This is a genomic window from Anaerocolumna chitinilytica (assembly GCF_014218355.1).
GTDB classification, from domain to species: Bacteria; Bacillota; Clostridia; order Lachnospirales; family Lachnospiraceae; genus Anaerocolumna; species Anaerocolumna chitinilytica.
On record NZ_AP023368.1, the window covers coordinates 2,744,322 to 2,770,142 of the forward strand.

Sequence of the window (25,821 nt, forward strand, 5' to 3'; positions counted from 1 at the left end):
AGTAATGATTCTAGATATTAAAATTACTGATTTCTTTCTTAAGGGTCAAACCACTGGTGTCGGCAGAGGATATAAGATTTACAACGTCAAAGGATTTATTATTAACATCAGTAACCTTTGCTGCTATATCACTCGTTCCGGAAGCCCCTTCAGAAGCAGCAAGAGATATCTGGTTAACAGCTAATAAAACATTATGAATAGAAGCTAATAACTGCTCTGCGGTAGCGCTGAAATCTGTTATCATATTGTCCATATAGATAGAATCATCATTATAGTCATTGGCGATCAAAAGGAAATTGTTCATGCTATTCTTGATGTCTCCAGATACAAAGGTGAGGAGACTGTTTGCGCTGCCGGAAAGATCATTGACAGCTTCTGTAACTTTTGAGGTTACCAACTGTATCTGCTCAACCATAGATTTTGACTGTTCTGCTAAATGCCTGATCTCATCTGCTACTACAGAAAACCCTTTTCCGGCTTCACCAGCTCTGGCGGCTTCAATGGCAGCGTTTAGAGCTAATAGGTTGGTTTGAGATGTAATGTTCATGATTGAGTGGGATAGGATATCAATCTGCTCAACAATTTTAGCGCGTTCTACAGCTGCTTCTAAACTGCTGCTGATTTCATGAGATATCTGTGATATCATCTGCTGGGAATTGCTTGCAGTTTCTTTTGTATTGGCTGCACGCTTATTAATCTCTAGAACCTTCATGCTGCCTTCTTGAGACTTCTCAGCTATATTTCTTGCAGCTGCTTCAATTTCAATAGAGGTTGAATTAAGTTCTTCGGTAGAGGCTGCTGTTTCTTCCATACCGGCGGCCAGTTCTTGTGTGGTTGCAGATATTTCAAGTAAATTGCTATTCAGAGCTTTCATATTCTCGTTTGCTTTAGCCACGGAAAGTATAATATCATCGGCTTCCTTTTTGGTATTCAAAAGAAGTGCGCTAACCGAATGTTTCATAGATTCCAGATCTATAGCCAATAAGCCAAAATCATCTTTTCTGTTCTTAAGACCATCCGGCAGATTTGCACGAAAATCACCTTTTGCAAGTTGTCCTAAGTATATACTGATTGAACGAAAGTTTTTATTGATTCGCTTAATGATATCGAAGCAGCAAAAAAGTGAAAAAAGGACAGTAATACTTATGATAATAACATCGTTAAACATCGTCTGTTTAACTTTCTTTTCCTGTTGAAGAGATAGTTCTTTTATAGTTTTATCGATATAATCAGTGTAATTACCGGTACCGATAACCCAGGAAAACGGTTCGAATGCCTGGCTATAGCTTCGTTTAGGCAGGGGTTCTGTTTCATTAGGCTTTGGAAACCAGTAATTTGTGAAGCCGCCGCCGTCTATCCCTGTCTGAATAATTGCTTTCATAAATTCAAATCCTTTTTTATCTACATTGTTTAACCGATTGGTACCTTCTGTTTTACTGCCAAGGAGTACGACATTCGTTCCATCGTAGGTATCGGCCCAGAAGTAATTATTATCTCCATAGGACATATTTCGAAGCAAATCAGCACTTATGTTTTTTGCTTCATCCAGGGTATATTCACCTTTCTGATATTTAGCATAAACATGATTTAGCATAGAGATTGCGCTTTGTACCTGTTCTTTAATATTGTTATCATAGTCAGCACGTATACCTGTTTCTTGTACTTTTAGATCGTTTTCTAAAGTCTGCTGCTGGTTAATCAGTGATATTGCACCGATTAAGATGGTAGCAATTACTAAAACTGCTGAAAGTATTGCTATTTGTGTTTTCACTTTTAAGTTTCTAAGTTTCATATGTAAACCCTCCCGGTAAAGTAAAATAGATAGCTTTAGAACTGATAAGATATTGTAACTCTTTTTCTTTAAAATTACAATATAATATAAATATCGACATTTTTCTTTGAACTGGATAGGCTAAAAAAAGAAAAACTGGAGATTGATATCATACCAGTTTTCCTTTAAGATAGTCCTAATGAAAATATACAATCGGAGGAATATAAAATGCAGAAAAGAGTAGCAGCAATTCATGATATATCTTGTTTTGGAAGGTGTTCACTTACCGTTGCACTGCCAATACTTTCAGCGGCAGGGATTGCGACCAGTATTATCCCAACAGCTGTTTTATCTACTCATACAGGAGGATTTGAAGGTTATACTTTTAGAGATTTAACCGAAGATATTATACCGGTGGCAAAGCATTGGAAATCTCTTGACCTGCGGTTTGAAGCAATTTATACCGGTTATTTGGGTTCCTATGCGCAACTTACAATGGTTTCAGAAATATTTGATATGTTTCGTGAAGCAGATACCTTAATCTTAGTCGATCCGGTAATGGGTGATAACGGGAAACTTTATACGGCTTTTGATGAAAGCTTTCCTAAAGGAATGTTTGAGCTATGTGCAAAAGCGGATGTTATTGTACCTAATATTACAGAAGCTGCTCTTTTACTGGGAGAAGATTATAAGGAAGGACCATATACTAGAGAATATATAGAAGGTTTGTTAAGCAGGCTATCTTCCACAGGAGTTAAGAAAATTGTGCTGACCGGAGTTTATCTGGAAGAAGGTCAAATGGGTGCGGCAGCTTATGATTGTATTACCAAAAGTGTTAACTATTATTTTAGAGAAAAGATTCCGGGTATGTACCATGGCACCGGTGATGTATTTTCAAGTGTATTGCTCTCCGGTTTACTATGTAATCAATCATTAGAGCAGTCCATGAAACTGGCAGTTGATTTTACTACAGATGCAATACTTAGAACTTACAATGATAAAACAGACACCAGATATGGTGTTAATTTCGAACAGGGTCTAAGTGCATTTGGAAATCTGTGCCTTAACAATAACAATTGTTGAAATCAAGTTATGTAAAGGTTCATTCTCTCATAAATTATAGAAAAGAATAAAGGTGAGCAGAATGTATGAAGCAGGAAGGGTACATTATTCTTATAAATGATACAGATTATGACTGGATTATGACCCGTAACCTCAGGTATCGCATGAAACAATTTTGTTTCCCTGAATGTATTGGAAAATACTCTGAAGCTGTCGCTTATATAGAATGGGAGGATACGATAGATTACTGTGAAGAAAGGCTGGCAGCAGCCATATGCTATGAACTGTCAGGAACTGAGAGTTCTTTTATGCTTATGGCATATGAAACGGGCTTGGATAAAGATATAAAAGTATATTTTAAAAATTTATCTGCCAGGGGATTGAATGATAAGGAAACTATTTCTTTAGGCTGGGTGAATGGAGGAACAATGAGGCTTATCCTTTCAGAACCAGAGGAAGGCGAACTACACAGACTGGAGATTGAATCCAATTATCATGATTTTTTACATAACAAAGAGGAACCCTTTAAAAGCCAAGCAGTCAAAGGTAATCCAATAAAAGATGTGATGATAGGAAAGACAGAAGGGAAAATCAGAAAAAGTTCTGTAGTCTGGATGGGGAATTTTAACTCCATTGGAAGTATTGATAACCTTTCTCTTACGAACGACTGCTACTGGGAAGAATGTGAAATCCTTCTAAAGAGGTATACAGGAAGTATAATTAAGTGTACCTTAACCTTAATAATTGGCGGGGAAATGAAGGAAATGAGCATAATTGATGACATATATCTGAACACCGGGGAAGAGAAGCATTTATTAATACCGATAAAGAATCAGGTGTCTCTGGTTCTGGTAGGCACAGTCTCGAATTTAGATGGAGTTGATACCAGAATTGATATCACACTGACAGGAATATGCAGGAACAGTAATCAGGTCGTATAATCTTTTCACATCAATTTAATATCTGCAGTTCAAAGCTTGCAGGTTATAGAAAGGCATGGTTAATTTTATGCAGGATAGCAAAGATGTAATGCCTATGTTAGCTGCCTCCAAACTGGCATATCATATTAAGAATGGGAAATTGCCAGCCACCTGTCGGTTCAGGATTGATGAATGGATTGGAGGAGTACCTTATAACTGGTATCGCACGGCAGGTTTTACGAAAGAAGTCTATACCTTTACTGCCGGTATTAACAATATTCATGCAGGCCTTATGGGTATATCTAAGAATAAACTTATTATTGCTCTAAGGGGTACTGATGGTGATGATACATTAACAGGAAGTATCCTTGATTGGCTGAATAATTTCTTGGCTGTGCAAATACCTTTTTCTTATGGACAGGGGAATGTACACGAAGGCTTTTACCTGGCGGCTGAAAGTCTTAAGGGAGAAATGATACCGAAAGCAGAGGAATTGTATAATCAACTAGCAAATCAATATGAAGCACCGGAAATAATCCTTACCGGACATAGTAAAGGCGGCGCAGTTGCTACAATTATGGGTGCGATGCTGTCAGAAATCCATGACAGAAAATACAAGGATAAGATTACTCTCTATACTTTTGGTGCTCCAAGGGCCGGTGATGAGAAGTTTGCTGATACTTATAGGACATTAACCAATTACCGATATGAAGCGTTTTTAGATATCGTATGTCATTTGCCCTTAACAATGCAGGAAATGACTCTTCTTAAACGCCTTGGACCGGTACAGGAGTTATTTGCACAGTGCTTTCAGTTAAAACCATATAAATCAGTAGGGGAAGAAATCTGCATTTATAATAGTGTTGATAATTTTGGAAAGTTTCCGCCTGATGGCAAAAATTTAGCAGGTGAAACACTTAATTCTTTTTGTGCCATTGAACAGATTGTGCGTTATGGAGCTTTTCAGGTATTCGCAGGATGCCACGATAAGGACTACTATCTGCTTGACAAATCCATTCAGTTCCATTAAAGTATTCAGTAAGAATACTCTTGGCTTTTAATTGCCTGCGAATATAGAAGTGTATCTTTCGGTGTATAAAATGCAGTTAATCGGCGGTATGCCCAATGCATGTGATACATCGAAATTTTTATGAAGGATAGCCCTTCAATTAGAATAAGTAGAGAAAACTTTAGTAAAAAACGTAAGAAAGGATTTACCAAAAATGAAAACTTCTACCGTAAAAGGTACCAATGATTATTTACCCAAGGAAGCAGCATTAAGAGACTTTTTAATGGAGGAGATACTTAGAACATACCAGTCCTGCGGCTTTCAAAGAATAATGACTCCGGTTATCGAAGATATAGAGAATTTGGATAAGAGCGAAGGCGGAGAAAACTTAAATCTAATCTTTAAAGTGTTAAAGAGGGGCGATAAGCTGGAAAAAGCCTTGGAAGCAAAAGATGAGAAAGAACTTTGTGACATGGGTCTTCGTTATGACTTGACACTTCCTCTTAGCAGATATTATGCCAATAATAAAGAAAAACTGCTTTCTCCTTTTAAATGCATTCAGATTGACAGAGTATATCGTGCAGAACGCCCACAAAAAGGCCGTTTAAGAGAGTTCTATCAATGTGATATTGATATTATCGGAACTTCATCCCTGACTGCTGAAGTGGAATTAATAACCACCACTGCACAAGCACTTAAGAATATCGGTATTGGTGATTTTAAAGTTAAGATTAACAACAGAAAACTTTTAAAAGCAATTCTTATGACCACAGGTTTTCAGCCGGAAGAGTTAGACAGTGTCTGTATATCCATCGATAAACTGGATAAGGTCGGACTGGATGGTGTAAAGGATGAGTTAAGTACAAAAGGTTTTAAGTCAGAAAGTATTCATAAATTAGCAGAAGTGTTATCGACTAAGCCATTCACCTTAGAAGAGGCAGAAAGACTATGCCCCGAGGAAGAGAGTGTTAAGGAGATACGTTTCATACTGGATTCAGTTAAAGCATTAAATAGTGAATTTGATGTGGAATATGATATTACCCTTATCCGAGGACAGGGCTATTATACCGGAACCGTATTTGAAGTTGAAAGCACCAAATTCAGAGGTGCCATAGCAGGCGGTGGTAGGTACGACAATCTGATTGGTAAATTCTTAAATGAGACTGTTCCTGCAGTAGGCTTCTCCATAGGTTTTGAGAGAATCTTTGGGATACTTACCGACATAGGATTCCAGATTCCGGATAGGATGAAACAGATTGCGGTTCTCTATGAGGAGAAAGATTTTATCCCGGCCATGGAGTATGCAAAAGAAATCCGTGGTAAATTTAACGTTGCTATGTATGTGAAACCAAAGAAAACCGGTAAGTTTATTGATAAATTACAGGAACAGGGCTGCGACGGATTTTATATTTTTGGACAGTCAGAGGAAATCAATTTCTTATAATATGTTTTAAACAAAAAGTAGTTGGCATAACCAGATGGTTTTGCTGGCTATTTTTTTATGTTCTTATAAATAAGTGATTTTACACTTACGAGTAATCAAAATCAGATTTGAATTTTTAGTTAGAATGTATGTATCCCTGTTTTAAATAATAATATTAACAATTATTTCAGTAACTTGCTTTATAGAGCTCGGTAGTAAAATAAAATATTGACAGATAATGACATATATAGTATTATACAATCATATTATATATGACTACTATAATAGTGCGTTTTTATGTGTTTTTCCTATGATTTATTTTGGAAGGTATTAATATTAATATTGACATTTATATTATAACAAAAATAATTAAAAACCACTGATAGCTGAATATATAATCGTTTATAATTTTAGGCAATTAATTTCAATTTTGTTAAAAAGTAAGTGGATATTAATATTTCTGCATTAATTAGATTTGGATTAATTGTAGACAATGTTCAAAATTCCATTTAAATTACCTAGAATTATAATTATTAAAACAGCTGATTCATTTGCAAGAGGGGATCAATTCATGTATAAAACATTTGTATACAGGTGAATTGATAGAAGGGAGTGATTCCAATGGACAAGTTATTTTAGCTTTTCAGTTGTTTCGGGATTTATATTCCTTATAAATCATAGGCTTTGTATCCATATATATAATACGTTCCTTGAAAATTACAACTGGGTAGCGTGAACTTGTAATGGAACTATTTGAGCCCCATCAGGGACTAAGAAAAACGCTTGTAGGTATATATGAAAACAGCAAGAAGTTTATTTGAGGTTTTACAGAAAACCGTGAAATTATTATAAAACATATAAATAAAGGAGGAAACAACATAATGAAAAAGTTTATCTCTATGGCTTTAGCTCTTTGCTTATTAGGTTCTAGTACATTATCTGTAAATGCAGCAACCAACACTACATACGCCAGTACACCTTCTGCAAGTGGTACAGGATCAGTAACCTTGGCATCGGTTACTTCTGTTTCAGCTACGGGATCAACCGTTGCTAGTGCTGGTCCTAAAGGTAGTATCAATGGTGTAAGTGTGTCAGTAACGCTTACCTATGGAGTTGCAAATACAACAAAGACAGTTACTGCAACTGAAAGTGGTCCTGCTAACCAGAAATCCGTAACAGCGACAGCACCTTATACATATGTCAACTCAATTTCCGCAACAGGCAGCCACTATTATGCTGCATACAATACGTCAACTGGTATTGGAGAAACTGCCACTTGGAGCAGCTATGTAACTCCTTAATTGAAAAGGAGAGATTGAATGTAAATGCCTCTAAAATTATTTTCATTTAAAAGATTTAATTTTATTTACAAATCAAAAGGAAGATTAAGTGGGGGATTTAATCCCCCACTTAGGAAGCTGAGAGGAATAAATGTTGAAGAATGTTCTAAAAGTGATTTTCTTAATAATGATAGTAGGGATAGTATTGCTATCAGGATGCTCCCCCAAAATTTTAAATGAAAACCGTTATATAAAAGGTGAAGATTCCCAATTTTATTACTATTGTAGCGCGGATGCACAGCCTATGGCTGAAAGTGAGAAAGGCTACTATTTTTTTAGCGGTGACTATCTATATTGTGCGGATAAATCGAATATGACGCCTGTTATTGTTTGCGATAAACCAAATTGTCTGCACGATGAAGAAACTGATTCCACAAAAAGACTTTATTGCAATGCATTTTTTCAGGGTGCAAAATCCTTATTTTATTATAAGGGATCGCTATATATCTTTGTAACTCGCACCACAACAACGAGCGAAAGTGAATTATTGAAGGTCTCGCTTGACGGAACCAAGAGGAAATCTTTATTCAAGGTTGATGGGATTATCAGCGCAGCTGCTCTACATAGAGGGACAGTGTATTACGCAGCACAAGTATGGGACGCTGATGGACAGTCGACTGTGTGTGTTAATGCTGCTAAGCTAAATGGAAGAAGTAAGGAAATTTATAAAGATAAATTCGTTTTTGGGAATGTGAGTGACATACTGTGCTATGGGAATTACGTATATATGGATTCTTTTGATTTTACTGAGAAAGGAAATCTTGATAGGACAGTGAGATATAACACAGTAACCGGAGAAACAAAAGTGCTATTTGACAATCCGGTACTGGTTTCCACCGGTATACCTTCCTTTATTAATGATAAAATGTATTTTAGAAAAACGAAGCTGAAGTTTCCTGAAATGTCACTTGAAAACCAGGAAGCGTTTATCGCTGATATTGATGGAAATAATATAAAAAGTAGTTTTGACCCCGGATTTCCGGTTGGAGTCAACTCCGATGGACAGTATCTATATGCCCATGACGTGGAATGGAGTCCTTTCAGCAAGCCGGCAGAAGAGCAACGGCTTACGTTATATACAATTGACGGCAAAGTGGTAGACAGCATTCCGACGGGTTCCTTTGGAAGTATACAGAGCATCATTCCCGGTGGTAAAGATCATATGTTTTTACAACAACTGGATAATAACTTTTTTACAATTTATTATACGGATAAGAGTCAGATATCTACGGGAAAAATGCAATGGAAGTTATTATTTAAAATAGAGCAGGGAAAGATGCGTCCTACAATTAAAAGTACTTCATAAGAACCGGGGAGACTCCACAATGATGTTTTCATTTGAAAGTGTATCAAAAAATTACAAGAATACCATTGCACTAAATAACTTTAGCGCAGACTTATCAGAAGGTGTCTATGCGTTACTTGGGCCAAATGGTGCCGGTAAATCCACATTAATGAATATTATCTCAGGCAATATCAATGCCAGTTCGGGAAAATGTTTATGGAACGGTCAAAACATTGAAGATTTGGGAAAAAAGTTCCTGAACATATTAGGTTATATGCCGCAGCAGCAGAATTTATATCATAATTTCACAGCCAGGCAATTTCTGTGGTATATGGCTGCCTTAAAAGGTCTGACCCGCAGACAAGCATCAGATAAAATTGACTTTTTATTAGAATTAACCCATTTGCAGAAAGATGCACATAAAAAATTAGGCACATTTTCCGGTGGTATGAGACAGAGGATACTCATTGCGCAATCACTTCTGAATGACCCGCAGATGCTTATTCTGGATGAACCAACAGCTGGTCTTGACCCGATGGAGAGAGTAAGCATCCGAAATTTTATCAGTGAGATATCTTTAAGTAAGATAGTAATCTTTGCCACCCATGTAGTCAGTGATATTGAGAATATTGCAAAAGAGATTATCTTTCTTAAGCAGGGACAGCTGGTCTTAAAGGATTCCCCGCTTAACATTTTACAATCCATGTCCTCTAAGATATGGCAAAGCAGTATCCCTGCAGATGAGCTTGAAGGGATTCGGCAAAAATTTGCAGTCAGCAGTGTAGTCCCTCAGAGGGATGGTACTCTTTGTGTATATGTAATGTCAGAATCTTGCCCAAAAGATTTTTCGTGGACGGCTGCCGTACCAAATTTAGAAAGCGTCTATCTGTACTTATTTAATGAGGATAACAATGAGAATATTTTCAGGTGAATTAATTAAAAATTTTTTTAATAAGGTCATTTGGTTTCTTTTACTTTTCTTTCTGACATTGTCTATTTTTTTATTTATAAAAGAAGCCCATTCGGTTAATGTGATTCAGAACACTTACATAGATTATTATTCAAACATGCCGGTAGACGAAGCCCTTAACACTGCGAGTAGTCGGCGGGAAATAAATGATTTGCGAATGACACTGCAAAATCTCCGCTCGACCTATCAGGATGAGAAACTTGCCGAAAAAGCTTTTTTGGATTATGCTAGTACCTTTTATGGGGATGATGTTGAAGCGTTAGCTCTTCTAAAAGATCAAGATAAGATTGATGTGTCCAGACTCGGGATGGAAAATGAACAACTATATTATTTGATTTCTCAATTAGAGTATATAAAATCTTATGATGTCTTTATTTCCTCCTTGGATCAACGCACGCAAGCTATGCTAAACTCTTCACTTTTTCGTACGAAAGGATCATTTGCACATCGTAATATAGAAAAAACACAGTCTGATTTTGATAAAATGAAGACTATTAAGCTGTCGATAGGTAATGATTCCGGTGTTTTGACCATTTCAAAGTTCATATATACTGATGGCTTATTAATAGCCTTTCTGTTTATATTATGTTACTATATTTTTACTGTGGAACGTGAGAATGGGCTCTTAAAGATACTTAAGGCTACGGTTAAAGGTCATCTGCCCGTTATATTTTCTAAAATTATAGTATTGCTATTGTTTACGATTCTTGGGGTTACTGTAGTGTATGGAACAGAGCTATATCTGGCGAAGCAAATGCTGGGTTTTGGAGAGTTATCAAGATATATCCAGTCCATAAGTGCTTTTCGAGATTGTCCTGTTATCCTTACGATAGGCGAATATCTTTTATGCTTTTTTTTCACAAAGCTTGCGGTGATGGTTTTAGTTGCGCTTATTCTTGCGCTGTTTTTTCAGCTTAGTGAATCTTCTTCATTTATATATTTATTGATTCTTGTATTCTTCTGTGTGGAATATTTATTTTATTTATTGATACATCCTGCTTCTGTATTTAATCTTTTGAAATATATTAATATTTTTTCCTTTCTTGATACTTTTGGTATGTTTCGGATTTATACGAATATCAACTTGTTTGGGTATCCGTGTAACAGGATTTTCATCACAGTTGTTTCAATCATAATAGCTTCTATTTTATTGATATTAATTAATCTAAGGCTATTCACTTTGAGATGGCAAGGATTTACAAGGCCTCATCTTGTGAACAGGCTCTTTCAACGCAGAAAAAGGTACTTTGGTTCTGTTAGTTTATTGTACCATGAATTCTATAAAACCTTTTTTACGAATAAGCGATTTCTTGTTGTTTTAGCATTAGGGTTTATTTTGTATTGTTCTATCGATCAAACTCCTTTGTATGTTAACAGAGAAACTTCAAGTTATCTAACTTTTATTAACAAGTATGAGGGTATACTGACAGAAGATAAAAACAGTTTAATCCAGGCAGAAATAAATGATATCAATAGTATTCCGGACAAGATGGTTGCAATTAGTGAAAAATACAAAAATGGTACTAGTTCAAAAGAAGAATATCAGAACGAATTCAATTCTCTGCAATTTGACATTGAGAAAAACGTCGGTTTTTCGCGTTTTGAAAAGCAATTCGAGTATCTTACGTCGCTAAAACTTTCATCAAAGCCCGGGATTGTATCTGAGGTATCCTCAGACTATTTGTTTGATAACGAAAAACGAGATTATATATATGCCATTTATATCGTCGTATTAATTATCGTCTGCATTAGCTGTATTTTTCCAGTAGATTCCCAAAGTGGGATGGAAAATATTTTACGCTGTACAGTAGGCGGAGAGAAGAAGCTTTTCTATATAAAAACTATTGTGGCAACTTTATTTTCATCCATCCTATTTATCTTGATTTCTTTTATGAGTTATATAAATATGTTTCTTAAATATAGAATTTCCGATGTAAAACTGCCGATACAAAGCATACAAAAATACGCAAATCTGACCATTGAGTTTAGCATTATAGGCTTTATTATCTTTGCTATATTCTTAACATTATTGACAGTTGTAATGATAACCCAGATAGTTATATTGCAGTCTCTGTTATTAAGAAAACAATCATTAGTAATATTGTGCTCATCAGTACTTTTCCTATTCCCTTTATTTCTAGGGTATATTGGAGTTACAACATTAAACTTTTTAAGTATCAATAACTCGTTTCAACTATTTCAGACTATGTCAGATAATTCGAACATGAAAGAGAACATCCTGTATTTTATCGCAGTCGTTGTAATAACATTGGGAGTTACTTTCATTAATGTTAGAATTTATAGAAAAAAGATAATCTTTATTTGATGAAACATTAAGGGTAAGTAAAACAAAGGAGCTTCATCCATAAAAATGAAGGAGCTATTAATAAGGCTAAAAGAAATATATAAAATATGCTGAGATATATCCCTCAAGAGTAGATATGATAAATGACTAAACCTACCTTTGAGGGATTTTCAATGTTAAGAATGTCTAAATACTGTTAATATTTATTTTGGCACATTTTATAATCAATAGATTATGAGATGAAACTGGTAATTATAAAAAATGCATAAAATTATGAAGTAAAAATATACAATATGTATAATAAAATTTTAACAATATTTAAGAGCATTTTTTTTGACTTATAACCGCCTCCTTTGTATAATGGCATGAATACAGCAGGATACTTAATGTATAAGGAGGAGAAAAAAATTGCTGGAGTTAATAAATATAAAAAGAAGTTATAATGTCGGTGGCATAGAAACAAGAGCGTTGGACGGAATCAGTGTGGCCTTCAGGCAAAAAGAATTCGTTGCAATTCTTGGTTCCAGTGGGTCCGGAAAGACTACCTGTCTTAATATTATTGGTGGACTTGACCGCTATGATTCGGGTGAACTTGTTATTAAGGGAAAGAAAACTGCGGATTTTAGTGAAAGAGATTGGGATGCGTACCGGAATAATTCTATCGGTTTTGTATTTCAAAGTTATAATTTAATTATGCATCTAAGCATTGTAGCAAACGTTGAGCTTGGTATGACCTTAAGCGGTGTGTCCGCAGAAGAAAAGCATAAGAAAGCACTAGAGGTACTGGAAAAGGTCGGCTTAAAAGAGCATCTGCATAAGAAGCCTAATCAATTATCCGGAGGACAGATGCAGCGTGTTGCTATTGCACGAGCCTTAGCAAATAATCCGGAGATTCTACTTTGTGATGAACCTACAGGTGCACTGGATAGCACTACCAGTATACAGATTATGGAACTGATTAAGGAAGTTGCCAAGGAACGTTTGGTTATTATGGTTACGCATAATCCGGAGCTTGCTGAAAACTATGCTGATCGTATTATCCGTTTTCAGGATGGTAAAATCATATCTGACTCTCATCCTCATAAGGAAAGGCCGAAGGCTGATGAATTCAAGCTGAAAAAGACAAGTATGAATTTTCTTACAGCCCTTCGATTATCCTTTAATAATATTCGTACGAAAAAGGGCAGAACCATTCTTACTGCTTTTGCATCCAGTATCGGGATTATTGGTATTGCGGTGATTTTAAGCTTATCATCAGGCTTTCAGACTCAAATTGATAAATTTCAGAGAGATGCCATGGCAGAATTTCCTATTATCATATCACAAACTGCCGCAACAATCGATGCAGAAAGCATGCAAAAGATGAGAGCCGACAATAAGGAGGAGAAGAGTGCCTATGCTGCCACTGATAAAGTTACACTCTATGATCCGACAGATACCCAAATAAGTCATAAGAACATTTTTACACAGGATTATCTTGATTACCTGAATAAGATTGATCCCAATATCTGCAGCAGTATTGGTTATACCAGATTAGTCTCTATGAATATGGTACGTAAAGTGGATGAAAAGGTTATACCGGTTACCTTAAGCAGTAAAGACAGCACATCAGGAAATGGACAATCCCAGGGCGGCGGTTTGGCTTCTGCAATGGGTCTATCTTCTTATCCCAAACAGCTAAAAGCAGATGAGGAGTCCTATCTTACGAAGAATTATGACCTTATGGCAGGTGCATATCCTACCAGTGCGACAGATCTGGTACTAGTTATAGATGAGAATAACAAGTTGGACTATAACATCCTAAAAAACCTTGGGTTTGATACAGAAGGGAAAAAGAACATCAATTTTAGCGATATTATAGGTACAGAGTTTAAGATAATTCCGAACAATGTTTATTATACTAAGACACCGGTGGGAACCTATCTACCCGGAAGTGATTATCAGGCAATGTATGATGCAGGAGAAGATATCTCGGTTAAAATTGCAGGAGTGGTAAGGCAGAAAGAAGATGTAGCAATGGCGCTTCTAAATCCCGGCATTGCATACAGTGATGAGCTATCTGACATGGTAATTAAAAATGCTAAAACTTCTGATATTGTTAAGGCCCAGGAAAAAAGTGATTTGAATATAATTACAAATGAGAAACTGAACGAAGAAACGAAAGATACTTTTCTTTCTTATCTTGGTGGAAATGCCACTCCTTATGTTATAATGGTATACCCATATAATTTTAATGATAAGGACGCTGTTACGGATTATTTGGATCAGTATAACAAAGGAAAAGATACAAAGGATCAAGTGGTATATACGGATCTTGCAGCAACTATGTCAAGCCTAACCAGCGGTATTATGGATGGAATAACGATTGTCCTAATTGCTTTTGCAGGAATATCACTTGTGGTGAGTCTTATTATGATATCTATTATAACTTATACCTCAGTACTGGAAAGAACAAAAGAAATCGGGATACTCAGAGCATTAGGTGCCAGAAAAAAAGATATTACCCGTGTATTTGATGCAGAGACTACAATACTTGGCGTATTCTCCGGAATTCTTGGAGTGGTGTTAGCATGGCTGTTAACTTTCCCTATTAATTCGATTCTTTATAAGATGACAGAACTTAATAATGTAGCCCATCTTGAAATCGAGCATGCTGTCCTATTAGTAGCAATTAGTACAATACTAACAGTACTGGGAGGACATATACCAGCAAAGATGGCTTCCAGAAAAAATGCAATAGAAGCTTTGCGTTCCGAATAATAAATAAAAATAATAAATAAAAGCCCTATGACAATCAACAGCTCACATATAACGATAAGTTGTTGAAGGCATAGGGCTTTTATTTTAATAATAGCTAGCTTTGCCAAATACTATTATCAAATGTATTGTCGAATAGTTTACTTCCATTGCTTCTGCTGTCCAGGAAGATTGAATATTCTGTTGTTTTTGTAATTGTATTTGTCTCAATTAAACTATTGCTTGCATTGACATATATTCCGTACCTGTTGGTAGAATTGATATAGTTATTCTTTAGAGTAAAGGTATTATCAATATCTTTTACACCCTGTATATGAATACCATCTTTATCTTTGCTGATGTTACCATAAATTTCATTCTGACTGATGTCAGCAGAAGCCGTATCATAAGCAAAGATTCCATTAAGATTATAACCGGAAATAAAGTTACCATAAATAACTGTATTATCACTATTGCTGTATGTTGCGATACCATTACCTCCAGAAGAATATATTACATTACCCGAAACATTACAGGAACTGCTCTTACTGGTCAGATAAATTCCATTCTTAGCAGGAGAAGTAATAGTATTTTTTGTTATTGTAGTATTATTCGTACCTAATAACCCTATCCCGGCAGCATTTCCACCTGAACTTCCAATCTTATCCATGTTATTGTCTTGAATATTGGAATTATCGCAGCCGTTCATCAAATAGATACCTGTACTGGCAGTCGAGTTAATCTTGTTCTTAACAATCGTACTGTTAGGTGCCTTTTCTATAAATATACCATAGCGTTTAGTAGCACTTATTGTATTATTCTCAATTGTAACGCCTGCCATAGGACGTTGGTAGGTACCGATAACCCTTATTGCATCTCCCCAGCTTGTGACAGCTGTAGAAGGCGCTTTATGTATGTCTGATATGGTATTATTCGAAATTTTAATATTATAATTATCCGGAAGCGGTTCTTGGGTTGTGGTACTTAAAGCATCCAAATAGTGATTGGATTCGTTGTTAATATAAGTATAAGCTAGAACACCTACTCCGACATTTGATATATCGTTATTACTGATTTCAAGATTCTCATAATTGTAGGCTTTAATTCCTGCTTCTGTCAAATCATGCAGTGTATTTCCGGTAATCGTAATATTTTTATGAAATACCCCTTTTATAGAGGTATGAGAGCCGATAGCTCTCGGATAATCGTAGATCTCATTACCGCGAATTATAATTCCATCGCAGGGAAGGTCATCATATTTGATGTATTTTGACTGGTTAGATGGTACAACAACATTGTTATGGACAATATCTAACTGGATAGCCTCCTTGGGAGCCGCACCATCATAGCCGTGGATTTTACAATTCTCAATTAAACCATTTTTGATACCAGCAAAGGTAATTAAATGACTGTTAACAGGTACATTACATATTTCTGCATCTTTTACGGTTACATTAGTAGCATGAATAAAGCGGAAGCTTTCAGTACCTTTATTCTTATCCGCTATGGGAGAGGAATCCCACACACCGCCACTGATAGTAATATTGTAAGAGGTATTATAACCTCCTTGGTCTTTGCTCACATCATTCGCAAGGAAAGAGCCTCTTTGATGATTTTTATAAATCACTGCATCTTTGTCCGCCAAAATGGTTGTATTACTGTAGATCCTTAATTCTTTTGTAGTGATATATTTTCCCGCAGGAATATGTACCGTAAGCTGATATTTACCGTCTTTGTTATAATCTAGAAGACTTTGGAGTTCAGTTGAGGTATAACCAGGAGCAGCAGAAACCTCTTTGGGTTCAAGTGATTCCGAAACATTTGATTCCGAATCATTTGTTTCGTAAGCAGCAGTTACGGAATCAATCCCGGTACTTGAATAAGCCAGTCCATGATATGCAGGAGGGGAGAGAAGAGCTGTCATTGCAATTGATGATAATGCGATTATAAATTTTTTTTTCATATCAAAACCCTTTCATTATGACTGTTCATCCTGTTGTGATTTTATCTGCCGGAACAGCCACTTTTACTATGTATATCAGATATTCTATTAGTGTATCCCAAACAATGTGGATTGTAAATATTATGTATAGAAACTTAAAGAAATTGTAATCTTTTATACAAATAAAAACAGCAGCAATAGTTAAAGAACTATTCGCTGCTGTTTGTTATCGGGAACTAAAATATCTGATTCTAACTATCTTCTTACTTCTGCCTTCTTTGCCTTATGTTTCTGCCACATTACCCAAAGCGGACCAGCAATGCAAATAGTGGAGTAACATCCGCTTACAGAACCGATGGCCATAGGAAGAGCAAAGCTTTGTATTGAATCAATACTATTAATATGAGCCATAACGTATACAAGAGTTACACTTAAAAATACTGCAAAGTTAGTATTTAAAGATCTTGTAATTGACTGTGATATGGATAAGTCTGTAAGAGTATCTACCTCTAATTTAGGATGAAGATCATGGTTCTCACGTATACGGTCATAAATAACGATAGTATCATTTACAGAGTAACCTATAATACTTAATGCGACCGCAACAAAAGAATCACCAATGGGAATTCTGAATACAACGCAGGTGAAAAATACGACTAAAACATCGTGTACTAAAGCTACGATAGCCATAAAACCTGCGGAGAGACCACCAATTTTCTTAAAGCGGATCCATACATATACTAATACCAAAGAGAATGAGAGTACTATAGCAATAACACCATTGGTCAGGAATTTATGCCCAAAAAATGGTTCAACCATGGAGGATTCACTAAGCTCTAATTTGTTATCGGGGAATTTAGCTTTTAATGCATCGTCAAATTTAACCTGATCTTTGGCATCTACACCATAATTACCGGCAATATTAAGAACAAGACGCTTATCACCGGTTCTCATATCTTCGGTTATATTGGAAGATACAGGCCTTCCGAGAATTTCAGATGCCACATTATCAGCATCATCAGCGCTGATATCACCGGTATAGGTGTATTTCAGCATGGCTCCACCTTTGAATTGTATATCTAATTGTACACCTTCCGTTGCAAGAGTGATAAGGCCGATAATCATAATGGTCAGTGAAAATGCAAAATAAATGAAACGTTTACTGAAAAAATGTATGATTTTACCGGTAGTAGGAGCAATGGTTAAGGAAGCATTGTTGTTTTCGTTATTCATAGTGTTCTCCTCCTTGAAAAGCAAGTATAAAGTGAAGGCTTTCTTAATGCATCGTACTCACTTAAGGAGCGTATCATAAGCCTTGATGCTGTAACACCAGCTACGAAGTTAAAGAAGATACCAGTAAGTAGTGAGTAAGCAAAGGAAAGTAAAGCACCTGAACCAAATATCATAAGGATTACACCAACGATTAACACGGTGATATTACCATCAAATACGGATGAAAAAGCACCTTTGAAACCAGCAGAAATAGCAGAGCGAACGGTCTTACCGGAACGGATTTCTTCATTAATACGTTCAGATACGATAACGTTTGCATCTACACCCATACCGATGGAGAGGATTACACCTGCAATACCGGGAAGAGTCAGTGTCATCTGAGGGATGGAAAGAGCAAGTATCTGACCGGAGGTCTGAATTAAAAGGGAGATACATGCTACAACTCCGGGTACTCTATAGTAACCCATAAGTAGTAAACAAATAATTGCAAATGCAAGGATACCTGCTTCAAGCATAACATCGAGAGCACCGGAACCAAGGGTAGGGCTTATGGTATTATGATTCTTAGTGATCAATGAGAAAGGAAGAGCACCGGAATTGATCTTATCAGATAGTGCTTTCGCAGAATCATAAGTAAAATGACCGGAAATCTGAGCTTTACCACTTGGAATAGATTCATTTACAACAGCTGTCTGGATAAGTGTATCATCCATATAAATACTGATGTTTTTTCCTACAAGCTTTGCAGTAGCATCAGCAAAAAGCTTTGTTCCTTTTTCGTCAAAGGTAAGGCTGACTACATATTGGTTTGTCTGCTTGTCAAGCTCAGGAGCACTGTTGCTTATATGAGAACCTTCTACTAATATATTTTTGTCATCATCACGGAAAGTTAAAAGAGCAGTCTCACCTAATTCTGCAATCGCATTATCGGGATCGAAGTTCTTCTCATCGGATTTCCAGGGGAAACGTACAATAATATATCCGTTTTGCTTATCAATTGTTACATCACGGTCAAGAATATTCTTATTATCAAGTCTTGTTTCAATAACGGAACGAGCGGCTTCTAATTCTCTAGGAGTAGGCTTGCGGTCTAAATTAGCTGCCTGGAAAGCTGCTTCAACACCACCGCGAATATCGATACCGAAACGGATATCCGGAGCGCCTTTAATTTTAAAAGAGCCAATTTGCAAACCGAATGCTGCCAGGTATGCCATTGCTACGGCTACTAATAAAACAATAAAAAATACGGGTTTCTTGTTCTTCATTTCTGAATCCTTTCTTTATGCATATTAATAATTATGCCTGCGCTATTACGCAGAGTGAACCTGTACCGGAAGTTCCCGTATCCAGCCAGGGAATGAAAACAGTAAAACATTCATTCTTTATTCACATTTTTATGATAGACTAAGTATAAGTCCATCCTTAGGTGGCCCGTGCCCCCCAAAGGGTAAGAGAGAATACAATCTGGGCTTGTCCGCTTTCGGCAGCCGAAAATACAGGAAAGCTAATACAAACGATATGGAGAAGGTACTGGTTAAAAATGTATGAAGCATACCGATTGCATTTCCCAGACGGTATGTAAATAGTCGGTACGGAACCTTATAGAGAGTATTGGCATATTCTTCTTCTAAAGGCATAGAAGGAAGATGGGCATAGAATACATAAGGACCGCTGCGTGGCATAGCATTTGGATTAAGTCGCATATCATTGCTGCCGGCAGAGGAGGTTATGGTATAAGAATAATCGGAGAAGGAAGAATAAGTAATAATCAGGACAATAATTAAAATAGCCTGATGAAAGCTGCAATGCTTTTTTTTCATAAAATCCCTCTCCTTTTCCCTGACTTAAGTCATATTATTGCATGACACTACTATTATAAAATACCACAATTAAAGACATTTGTATATTAATTTTTGTAGGATTTCATAAAAGATGATTTCCAAAAGCCCAATGATTATTCTTAGAAGGGAATGACATCAATATGGAAGTACGGAGTAAAGATACCGAGGACTTAATCCTCCGTAAAATATTATGGCTTATTAATGTAGGAGATTATAGCCTGCTAAACAGAAATATACAGCATAATTCAACCAGTTGTTTTTGGCACAGTATTGCGGTTGCATATTATAGTGTAAAGTTTGCCGGAATGTTGGGAATTAAATGCAATTACGAATACCTTATTGTAGGAGCGCTGCTCCACGATTATGTATTTTATGACTGGCATGTAAAAGACAAGAGTCATAGATTGCATGGTTTCAGACATCCGAAACTTGCCTGGCATAATGCCCTAAAAATCAAGAATCTGGATAAGGTAGAAGATGATATCATAAGAAAACATATGTTTCCGCTTACACCTTGTCCTCCAATTTATCGTGAAAGTATTATCGTATGTATCATCGATAAAGCATGTTCGGTGTATGAGGTATTTAATAGCAGAGCATATTTAAATATTATGAAGAAATATTCAGTGCATCTAAACATGGTATAAAAACCCATTGATAAAAAAATGATAAGTTTTCAAATTAAATTAAAAGGCCTTCTTAAGCTGCCGGAAAATCCTTAGAAAAATCAAGGGGTTTCGGCAGCTTTTTATTGTTCCTGTATATTCCATAACTCCAATCAGCATTTAAGAACTTTGATAAATAAAAAACAATTTTATATATAAATAAGGATGTTGTGATAATATACAAATATAATACCAATATATTCTTCTAAAGTATAATTATTTTAAACTATACGAGACAATCATTAAAATGACTAAACATTAATCATGTATAAATCGTATTCTGAAAGATTAGCATTAATAAAAACTGTAATATATGTATTAAAAAAAGCATATTAATATAGTTTATAGCAACATAATTACAGTATCAAAAATATATAAAAACGTATTTACCATACTAAATGTTATAATATGGGATATTATAATATATAGAATTAGAATTTAAAAGATAAATGACATATAAAATTAAAATATGCACAATTACAACCACGTCAAATGAAATAAAATAGATAATATATATAATTTAAAATATAAAAAACGAAATAAAAATGTTTTTATGTATTGAAAAATATAAAATCTTATATTATAATCAGCTTGTAGTTTAAAACTATATATTATGTGGAGGGAACGACATGAAAAAGTTAAAAGCGTTAGTACTCGTATTTTTGCTACTTGCAGTAATGGTAATACCAGGCTGCGGAAAGAAATACGAAAAGCTGGATACGGGAATATCGGGTGATATTTCAGTTATGGTATGGTCCGGTTCGGGACAGTATATGGAGGACATCGGGCATAAAGACTTAACCGCAGCAGATTTTACGGGACAAAATGAAGCAGCCATTTATGCAATGGCGAAAGAATTTAATAAGACCTATCCCAATATTAAGATTAATGTATATGCCAAGGTTGGGGATCCAAACGGAAACGATAAACCTTGGAGCCAGGAACTTGAAGATTTTAAAGCGGAACATGGAAAATATCCGGATATCTATGCGTCCACTGATCTTGCAGGTGATGTGGCAAGAGGTATGATAGCAGACCTTTCTGTTTTCTCTGACGACCCGGTTTACAAATCTTTTAATCCTTCGGTTATGAAGATGATGAATTATTATGGTTTCCAGGCAGGATTACCTCAGTTCATCCAGCCCTGGGGTGTATATGTAAACAAAGAATTAGCAGAACAGAATAATATCGATGTTCCGCCGGTTGATTGGAATATTGATGAATACACAGCATTTGCAACTTCAGGAGATAATAAAAAGTTCTGGGGAGCTATGGATATTCCGTTAAGCTTTATTAATACAGGAACCAAAGATATTAATTATTCTCTTTTTAATTATAAGGGTACAGGAGATCATATCAATCTGACTTCTGAAGCTGTAACAGATTTACTTTCCTATGTTCCTACTTGGGTAAAATCCTGTATCTGGGCACAAAATGATGTTGCTGCAGTACCGAAAGAAATTATGGAAGCCAATGGAAACTGGGGATATAACTTCTTTATTAACAACTATTGCCTTTCCTATGATGGTGATCCCTGGATGATGGGCGCCGCTGCTGATCCTACGGAAGGCTTCTGGGGAACTGTTAAATCTAGTGATTGGGATATTTATCCCAGACCCAGTACAAAGTATCAGGAAAATACAATTGGTATAGTTCTTGATCCTATGGCTTTACATAACTATGCAATGGATGACGGCAAACCTGAATGGACAGATGCAGAGAAGAATAACCTTAAAGTTGCTTATACTTTTGCTTCCTTCTGGGCAGGCAGTACTGATGGTATGCAGGCAAGAGCAAATCAGAACTTCACTGATCAAGGCGTAGAAAAAACCTGCTTAAATGACTCTTTCCCTCTGGTAACCGGAGATGAATTCTCTAAGCAGATGGATATCTGGTACTCAACAACTACACACCAGCGTTATAAGGATAAAGATAAGATGCCTGGCTTCCAGAAAGTAGTAGAGCTTTGGGAGAAGGGTCAATTCTGGGATGTATCCGATAAGGCATATCCTTATTATATAACGGAAGACGGTACCAAAAAGGCCTGCAACTATGAATGGTCCAATTATTATAATAAAGATATAACCGGTGCTTTTAGAGTAGATGCCAACTGGCTCGATCAGATCAAAGCAAAACTTCCTGACTGGAATACAACAATAAACGCCCGTTTTGTTGAATCTGAAAATCAATTAAAAGACGGACTGAAGAATTACTACGGTTATACCGACGACAAGTTCAAATAATATTGAGAGTTTAAGGGTAAATATCCCTTGAACAGGATAATTTATCAGGGACTGCTGCAGGAACTAAGGCCTTGCGGCAGTCCCTGAACAGTAGATGCGAGAGTTTATGCAAGGGAGCTTCCATGAAAAAGAAAAAGATAATCATATCCGTAGCAGCTATTGCAGTGATAGCAGTACTTGCGGCTGCCTTTTATATCATACGCAATAAAACAGATTATGCAGAAAAGGTGGATGATAAGAAAGCAGAGGCTGCCTACCAACTATTAAATGATTCCTTAAGCAGTAAGTCAGTAAAATATACTGATCTTTACGAGGAGCATAGGGAAACGGGAACAGGGGAAGCCAAGAGCTACCCTGAAAATGGAATTAACGAAGAAAATTATCCGGGAAAATACGTTTCTTTAAAATATAATGAATCTGCTGAATATATAATCAATGCAGAGAAAGAGGGAGTTTATAATATTTATCTCGATTATAAGCCAACGGGAAATTCTCTCTCTGATTTCATTGCTTCCATGGAGATAAATGGTGAAGTTCAGTTCTCAGAGATGGACAATATTGCATTTCCTCTTTATTGGAAGGATAGTACAAAGAGCTATCCGGAAGACCGTTATGGAGATCAGGTTGCTCCGGAACAGATAAGAATAGAGGAATGGAGAAATCTGCCTCTGTATAACTATACTTATGTTTCAGCTTTGCCTTTGGAATTCAAATTAAAAAAGGGAATTAATACAATCATTATAAAGAATGCATCTTCTGACGGGCTTGCACTTGGCGAGATGACCATTAAAGCACCTGAGCAGAATATTATGAATTATGAGGATTACAAGAATAATTACAGTGGTGACCTGGTAAAAGGATTATATAAAGTTAATTCCAATGATTATCTTTATAAAAATTCATCTCAGGCAATTTACTCCGCTATCAATAATCCTGCACTATCACCGCAAAACAGTAAACGAAAATTAATCAATACTTTGTCATGGAACATGCCCGGTACGGAAGTAACCTATGAATTTGAGGCACCGGCGGAAGGCTTTTATCATTTGGCTTTACACTACCAAAATAAAAAAGAAGAAATGGCGGTATTTGATTCAATTCGAATAGATGGAAAGGTACCATTTAAAGAATTGTTAAACTATGCATTTCCATCCACTTCCGGGAAATGGGCAAATGAAGTATTGTCAGATAAAAATGGAACTCCTTATGAAATATATCTGACGAAAGGGAAGCATACGATTACAATTCGTTCTGAGCAGGATCCTATTTCGGTTATAGAACGTTATTCTAAACTTATTTCGGAACATGTTACCCAGTTTGAATTAGAAATCACAAAGATTACAGGTTCAACAAATGATAAGAACAGAACCTGGAAGATGACAAAATACATACCTCAGATAACTGACTATCTGGATGCTTATGAAACATTAATTCATTATATTCAATATCATTTACAGGATTATACAGAGAGAGGGATTAAGTCTGCTATTATGTCTGATTTAAGCAAATCTCTTGCTTTAATCCATAAAATGCAGAAATATCCTGATGAGATATCTCTGTACAGAGATGATTTGACTGGAAATGATAATTCTGTTTTAAAAGCAATGGGTAACTTTTCATCTATGTTGTCAGAACAGGATTTTTCACTGGATATGATATATTTTTATGGAGATAAAAAGCTTCCAAAGCCAAATTCCAATCTTTTAAAAGCATTAGCAAACAATTTGAAGACTGTTGGGAATACCTTCGTTTCCAGCAAGTATTCTACCAAAAATGAAGAAGACTGTTTAAATATTTGGGTTAATCGTGCTGTTACCCATACCGACCTTATGCAAAAGATGGCAGATACAGAGTTTACAGCGAAAACAGGAATTAAAGTTAAGGTATCTGTTATGACGGATGTAAATAAACTGACTCTGGCTGCTTCTTCCGGTAAGACTCCGGATATTGCACTGGGATTAGGGTCTTATGTACCTTTTGACCTCGCAAGCCGTGGGGCACTGTATGATTTGACTAATTTTGATGATTTCTGGAAGGTTGCAGGAAGGTCTGTACCTGGTGCTTATGTTTCCTATGTATTTAACGAAGGAGTATATGCAGTTCCAGAGACCTTAAATTTCAATACCCTCATATACCGCACAGATATTTTTGATAAGCTGAAGCTTACACCTCCGGATACCTGGCAGGAGGTAATAAACATGCTTCCGACTTTACAAAGGTACGGTATGAATTTTTATCATAATATATCAAGTGGTGTTGGATATAAATGGTTCTATCAGACTTCTCCTTTAATATACCAAAATAATGGAAAGTTCTATACGGAGGATGGTATGCATACGGCTATTGACCAACCGGATGCTGTAAAGGGAATTCAGGAACTTGGAGACCTGTTTATTGCTTATTCTCTTGATACCCAGGTGGGCTCCTTCTTTAATTCCTTCCGCTATGGTGTACTACCTGTAGGCATTGTTACCTTGGATGATTATCTCCTTATAAAAAATGGAGCCCCGGAACTGGAGGGACAGTGGAAATTAGCACCGTTACCAGGTACGGTTCAAGAGGATGGTTCCATCAGCAGATGGTTTATATCCAATGGTATGGGTGGGATCATTTTTAAGAATTCGAAGCAAAAAGAAGATGCCTGGGAATTTTTAAAGTGGTGGACAGATTATAAGACGCAGGTAGATTACACCTATACACTGCAATCAACCTATGGAAAGCAATTCGTATGGTTATCCTCTAATTTAGAAGCTTTAAAGGATTCGCCTATTGAACAACAGGATAAGAATGTTATCGTAGATCAGGTTCAATGGTTAAGGGATGTACCTCGTACTCCCGGACAATACCTGTTAGAGAGGTCCATATCCGATATCTGGAACACTATGGTATTTGATGGCACCTCGGCTCAGGTAGCAGTAGATGAGAAAGTTATCGCCATCAATCGTGAGATAAGGAGAAAAATGATGGAAATCGGATACTGTGACAGCCAGGGAAATCTTTTAAAACCCTATGTTATCAGAGATGTTGATTGGATAACGGAACATATAGAACAGGCAGAAAGGGAAGGTAAGTAAGA

General features: G+C 36.2%; 17 protein-coding genes. 12 read left to right on the top strand and 5 right to left on the bottom strand.

The genetic code is table 11. The features are described from left to right. Positions 1-10: 10 nt before the first annotated feature. Positions 11-1,792: a methyl-accepting chemotaxis protein gene (locus bsdcttw_RS11920; protein ID WP_185259578.1), complete on the bottom strand. Its 1,782-nt coding sequence runs from the start codon at positions 1,790-1,792 to the stop codon at positions 11-13. Between the two features lie 207 nt (positions 1,793-1,999). Here bsdcttw_RS11920 and bsdcttw_RS11925 point away from each other — a divergent pair, with 207 nt between their 5' ends. The 9 genes from bsdcttw_RS11925 to bsdcttw_RS11965 all read left to right on the top strand — a co-directional run bounded on the left by bsdcttw_RS11925 (position 2,000) and on the right by bsdcttw_RS11965 (position 14,845). After that, positions 2,000-2,854, top strand: a complete 855-nt coding sequence (locus tag bsdcttw_RS11925; RefSeq protein WP_185259579.1) for a pyridoxamine kinase — start codon at positions 2,000-2,002, stop codon at positions 2,852-2,854. 65 nt (positions 2,855-2,919) lie between these two features. Further along, on the top strand, positions 2,920-3,774 hold the full coding sequence (locus bsdcttw_RS11930) for a hypothetical protein (RefSeq protein ID WP_185259580.1): 855 nt from the start codon (positions 2,920-2,922) through the stop codon (positions 3,772-3,774). A gap of 55 nt (positions 3,775-3,829) precedes the next feature. Further along, positions 3,830-4,783: a lipase family protein gene (locus bsdcttw_RS11935; RefSeq protein ID WP_207726533.1), complete on the top strand. Its 954-nt coding sequence runs from the start codon at positions 3,830-3,832 to the stop codon at positions 4,781-4,783. A gap of 193 nt (positions 4,784-4,976) precedes the next feature. After that, complete coding sequence (hisS, locus tag bsdcttw_RS11940) at positions 4,977-6,206, top strand: histidine--tRNA ligase (RefSeq protein WP_185259582.1); 1,230 nt, start codon at positions 4,977-4,979, stop codon at positions 6,204-6,206. Positions 6,207-7,066: 860 nt separating this feature from the next. Continuing rightward, positions 7,067-7,486 (top strand): hypothetical protein, encoded by a 420-nt coding sequence (locus bsdcttw_RS11945; protein ID WP_185259583.1) that lies wholly within the window; start codon positions 7,067-7,069, stop codon positions 7,484-7,486. A gap of 130 nt (positions 7,487-7,616) precedes the next feature. Continuing rightward, a complete protein-coding gene (locus bsdcttw_RS11950; protein WP_185259584.1) occupies positions 7,617-8,831 on the top strand; it encodes a hypothetical protein in 1,215 nt (404 codons plus the stop codon). A 19-nt stretch (positions 8,832-8,850) separates the two neighbouring features. Then, positions 8,851-9,741: an ATP-binding cassette domain-containing protein gene (locus bsdcttw_RS11955; protein WP_185259585.1), complete on the top strand. Its 891-nt coding sequence runs from the start codon at positions 8,851-8,853 to the stop codon at positions 9,739-9,741. Beyond that, positions 9,722-12,106 carry a hypothetical protein gene (locus bsdcttw_RS11960; RefSeq protein ID WP_185259586.1) on the top strand — a complete coding sequence of 795 codons (2,385 nt, stop codon included), beginning with the start codon at positions 9,722-9,724 and terminating at the stop codon, positions 12,104-12,106. The genes bsdcttw_RS11955 and bsdcttw_RS11960 overlap by 20 nt, the downstream gene beginning before the upstream one ends. Positions 12,107-12,493: 387 nt before the next feature. Then, complete coding sequence (locus bsdcttw_RS11965; protein WP_185259587.1) at positions 12,494-14,845, top strand: ABC transporter ATP-binding protein/permease; 2,352 nt, start codon at positions 12,494-12,496, stop codon at positions 14,843-14,845. 94 nt (positions 14,846-14,939) lie between these two features. Here the strand turns inward: bsdcttw_RS11965 and bsdcttw_RS11970 are convergent, their stop codons facing one another. The 4 genes from bsdcttw_RS11970 to bsdcttw_RS11985 form a co-directional block, all read right to left on the bottom strand. Beyond that, on the bottom strand, positions 14,940-16,784 hold the full coding sequence (locus tag bsdcttw_RS11970; RefSeq protein WP_185259588.1) for a right-handed parallel beta-helix repeat-containing protein: 1,845 nt from the start codon (positions 16,782-16,784) through the stop codon (positions 14,940-14,942). A 234-nt stretch (positions 16,785-17,018) separates the two neighbouring features. Next, the gene (secF, locus tag bsdcttw_RS11975; RefSeq protein WP_225903844.1) at positions 17,019-17,996 is read right to left on the bottom strand and encodes a protein translocase subunit SecF; all 978 of its coding nucleotides are present in this window, start codon (positions 17,994-17,996) and stop codon (positions 17,019-17,021) included. Beyond that, the gene (gene secD, locus bsdcttw_RS11980) at positions 17,993-19,261 is read right to left on the bottom strand and encodes a protein translocase subunit SecD (protein ID WP_185259589.1); all 1,269 of its coding nucleotides are present in this window, start codon (positions 19,259-19,261) and stop codon (positions 17,993-17,995) included. The genes secF and secD overlap by 4 nt, the downstream gene beginning before the upstream one ends. A 129-nt stretch (positions 19,262-19,390) precedes the next feature. Beyond that, the gene (locus bsdcttw_RS11985; RefSeq protein ID WP_185259590.1) at positions 19,391-19,816 is read right to left on the bottom strand and encodes a hypothetical protein; all 426 of its coding nucleotides are present in this window, start codon (positions 19,814-19,816) and stop codon (positions 19,391-19,393) included. 161 nt (positions 19,817-19,977) lie between these two features. On the opposite strand from bsdcttw_RS11985, the gene bsdcttw_RS11990 reads away from it, so the two are divergent. The 3 genes from bsdcttw_RS11990 (at position 19,978) to bsdcttw_RS12000 (ending at position 25,819) form a co-directional block, all read left to right on the top strand. Continuing rightward, positions 19,978-20,484: an HD domain-containing protein gene (locus bsdcttw_RS11990; protein WP_185259591.1), complete on the top strand. Its 507-nt coding sequence runs from the start codon at positions 19,978-19,980 to the stop codon at positions 20,482-20,484. A gap of 647 nt (positions 20,485-21,131) precedes the next feature. Beyond that, positions 21,132-22,745 (top strand): ABC transporter substrate-binding protein, encoded by a 1,614-nt coding sequence (locus tag bsdcttw_RS11995; protein WP_185259592.1) that lies wholly within the window; start codon positions 21,132-21,134, stop codon positions 22,743-22,745. A gap of 122 nt (positions 22,746-22,867) precedes the next feature. Beyond that, positions 22,868-25,819 (top strand): extracellular solute-binding protein, encoded by a 2,952-nt coding sequence (locus tag bsdcttw_RS12000; protein ID WP_185259593.1) that lies wholly within the window; start codon positions 22,868-22,870, stop codon positions 25,817-25,819. Positions 25,820-25,821 lie beyond the last annotated feature (2 nt).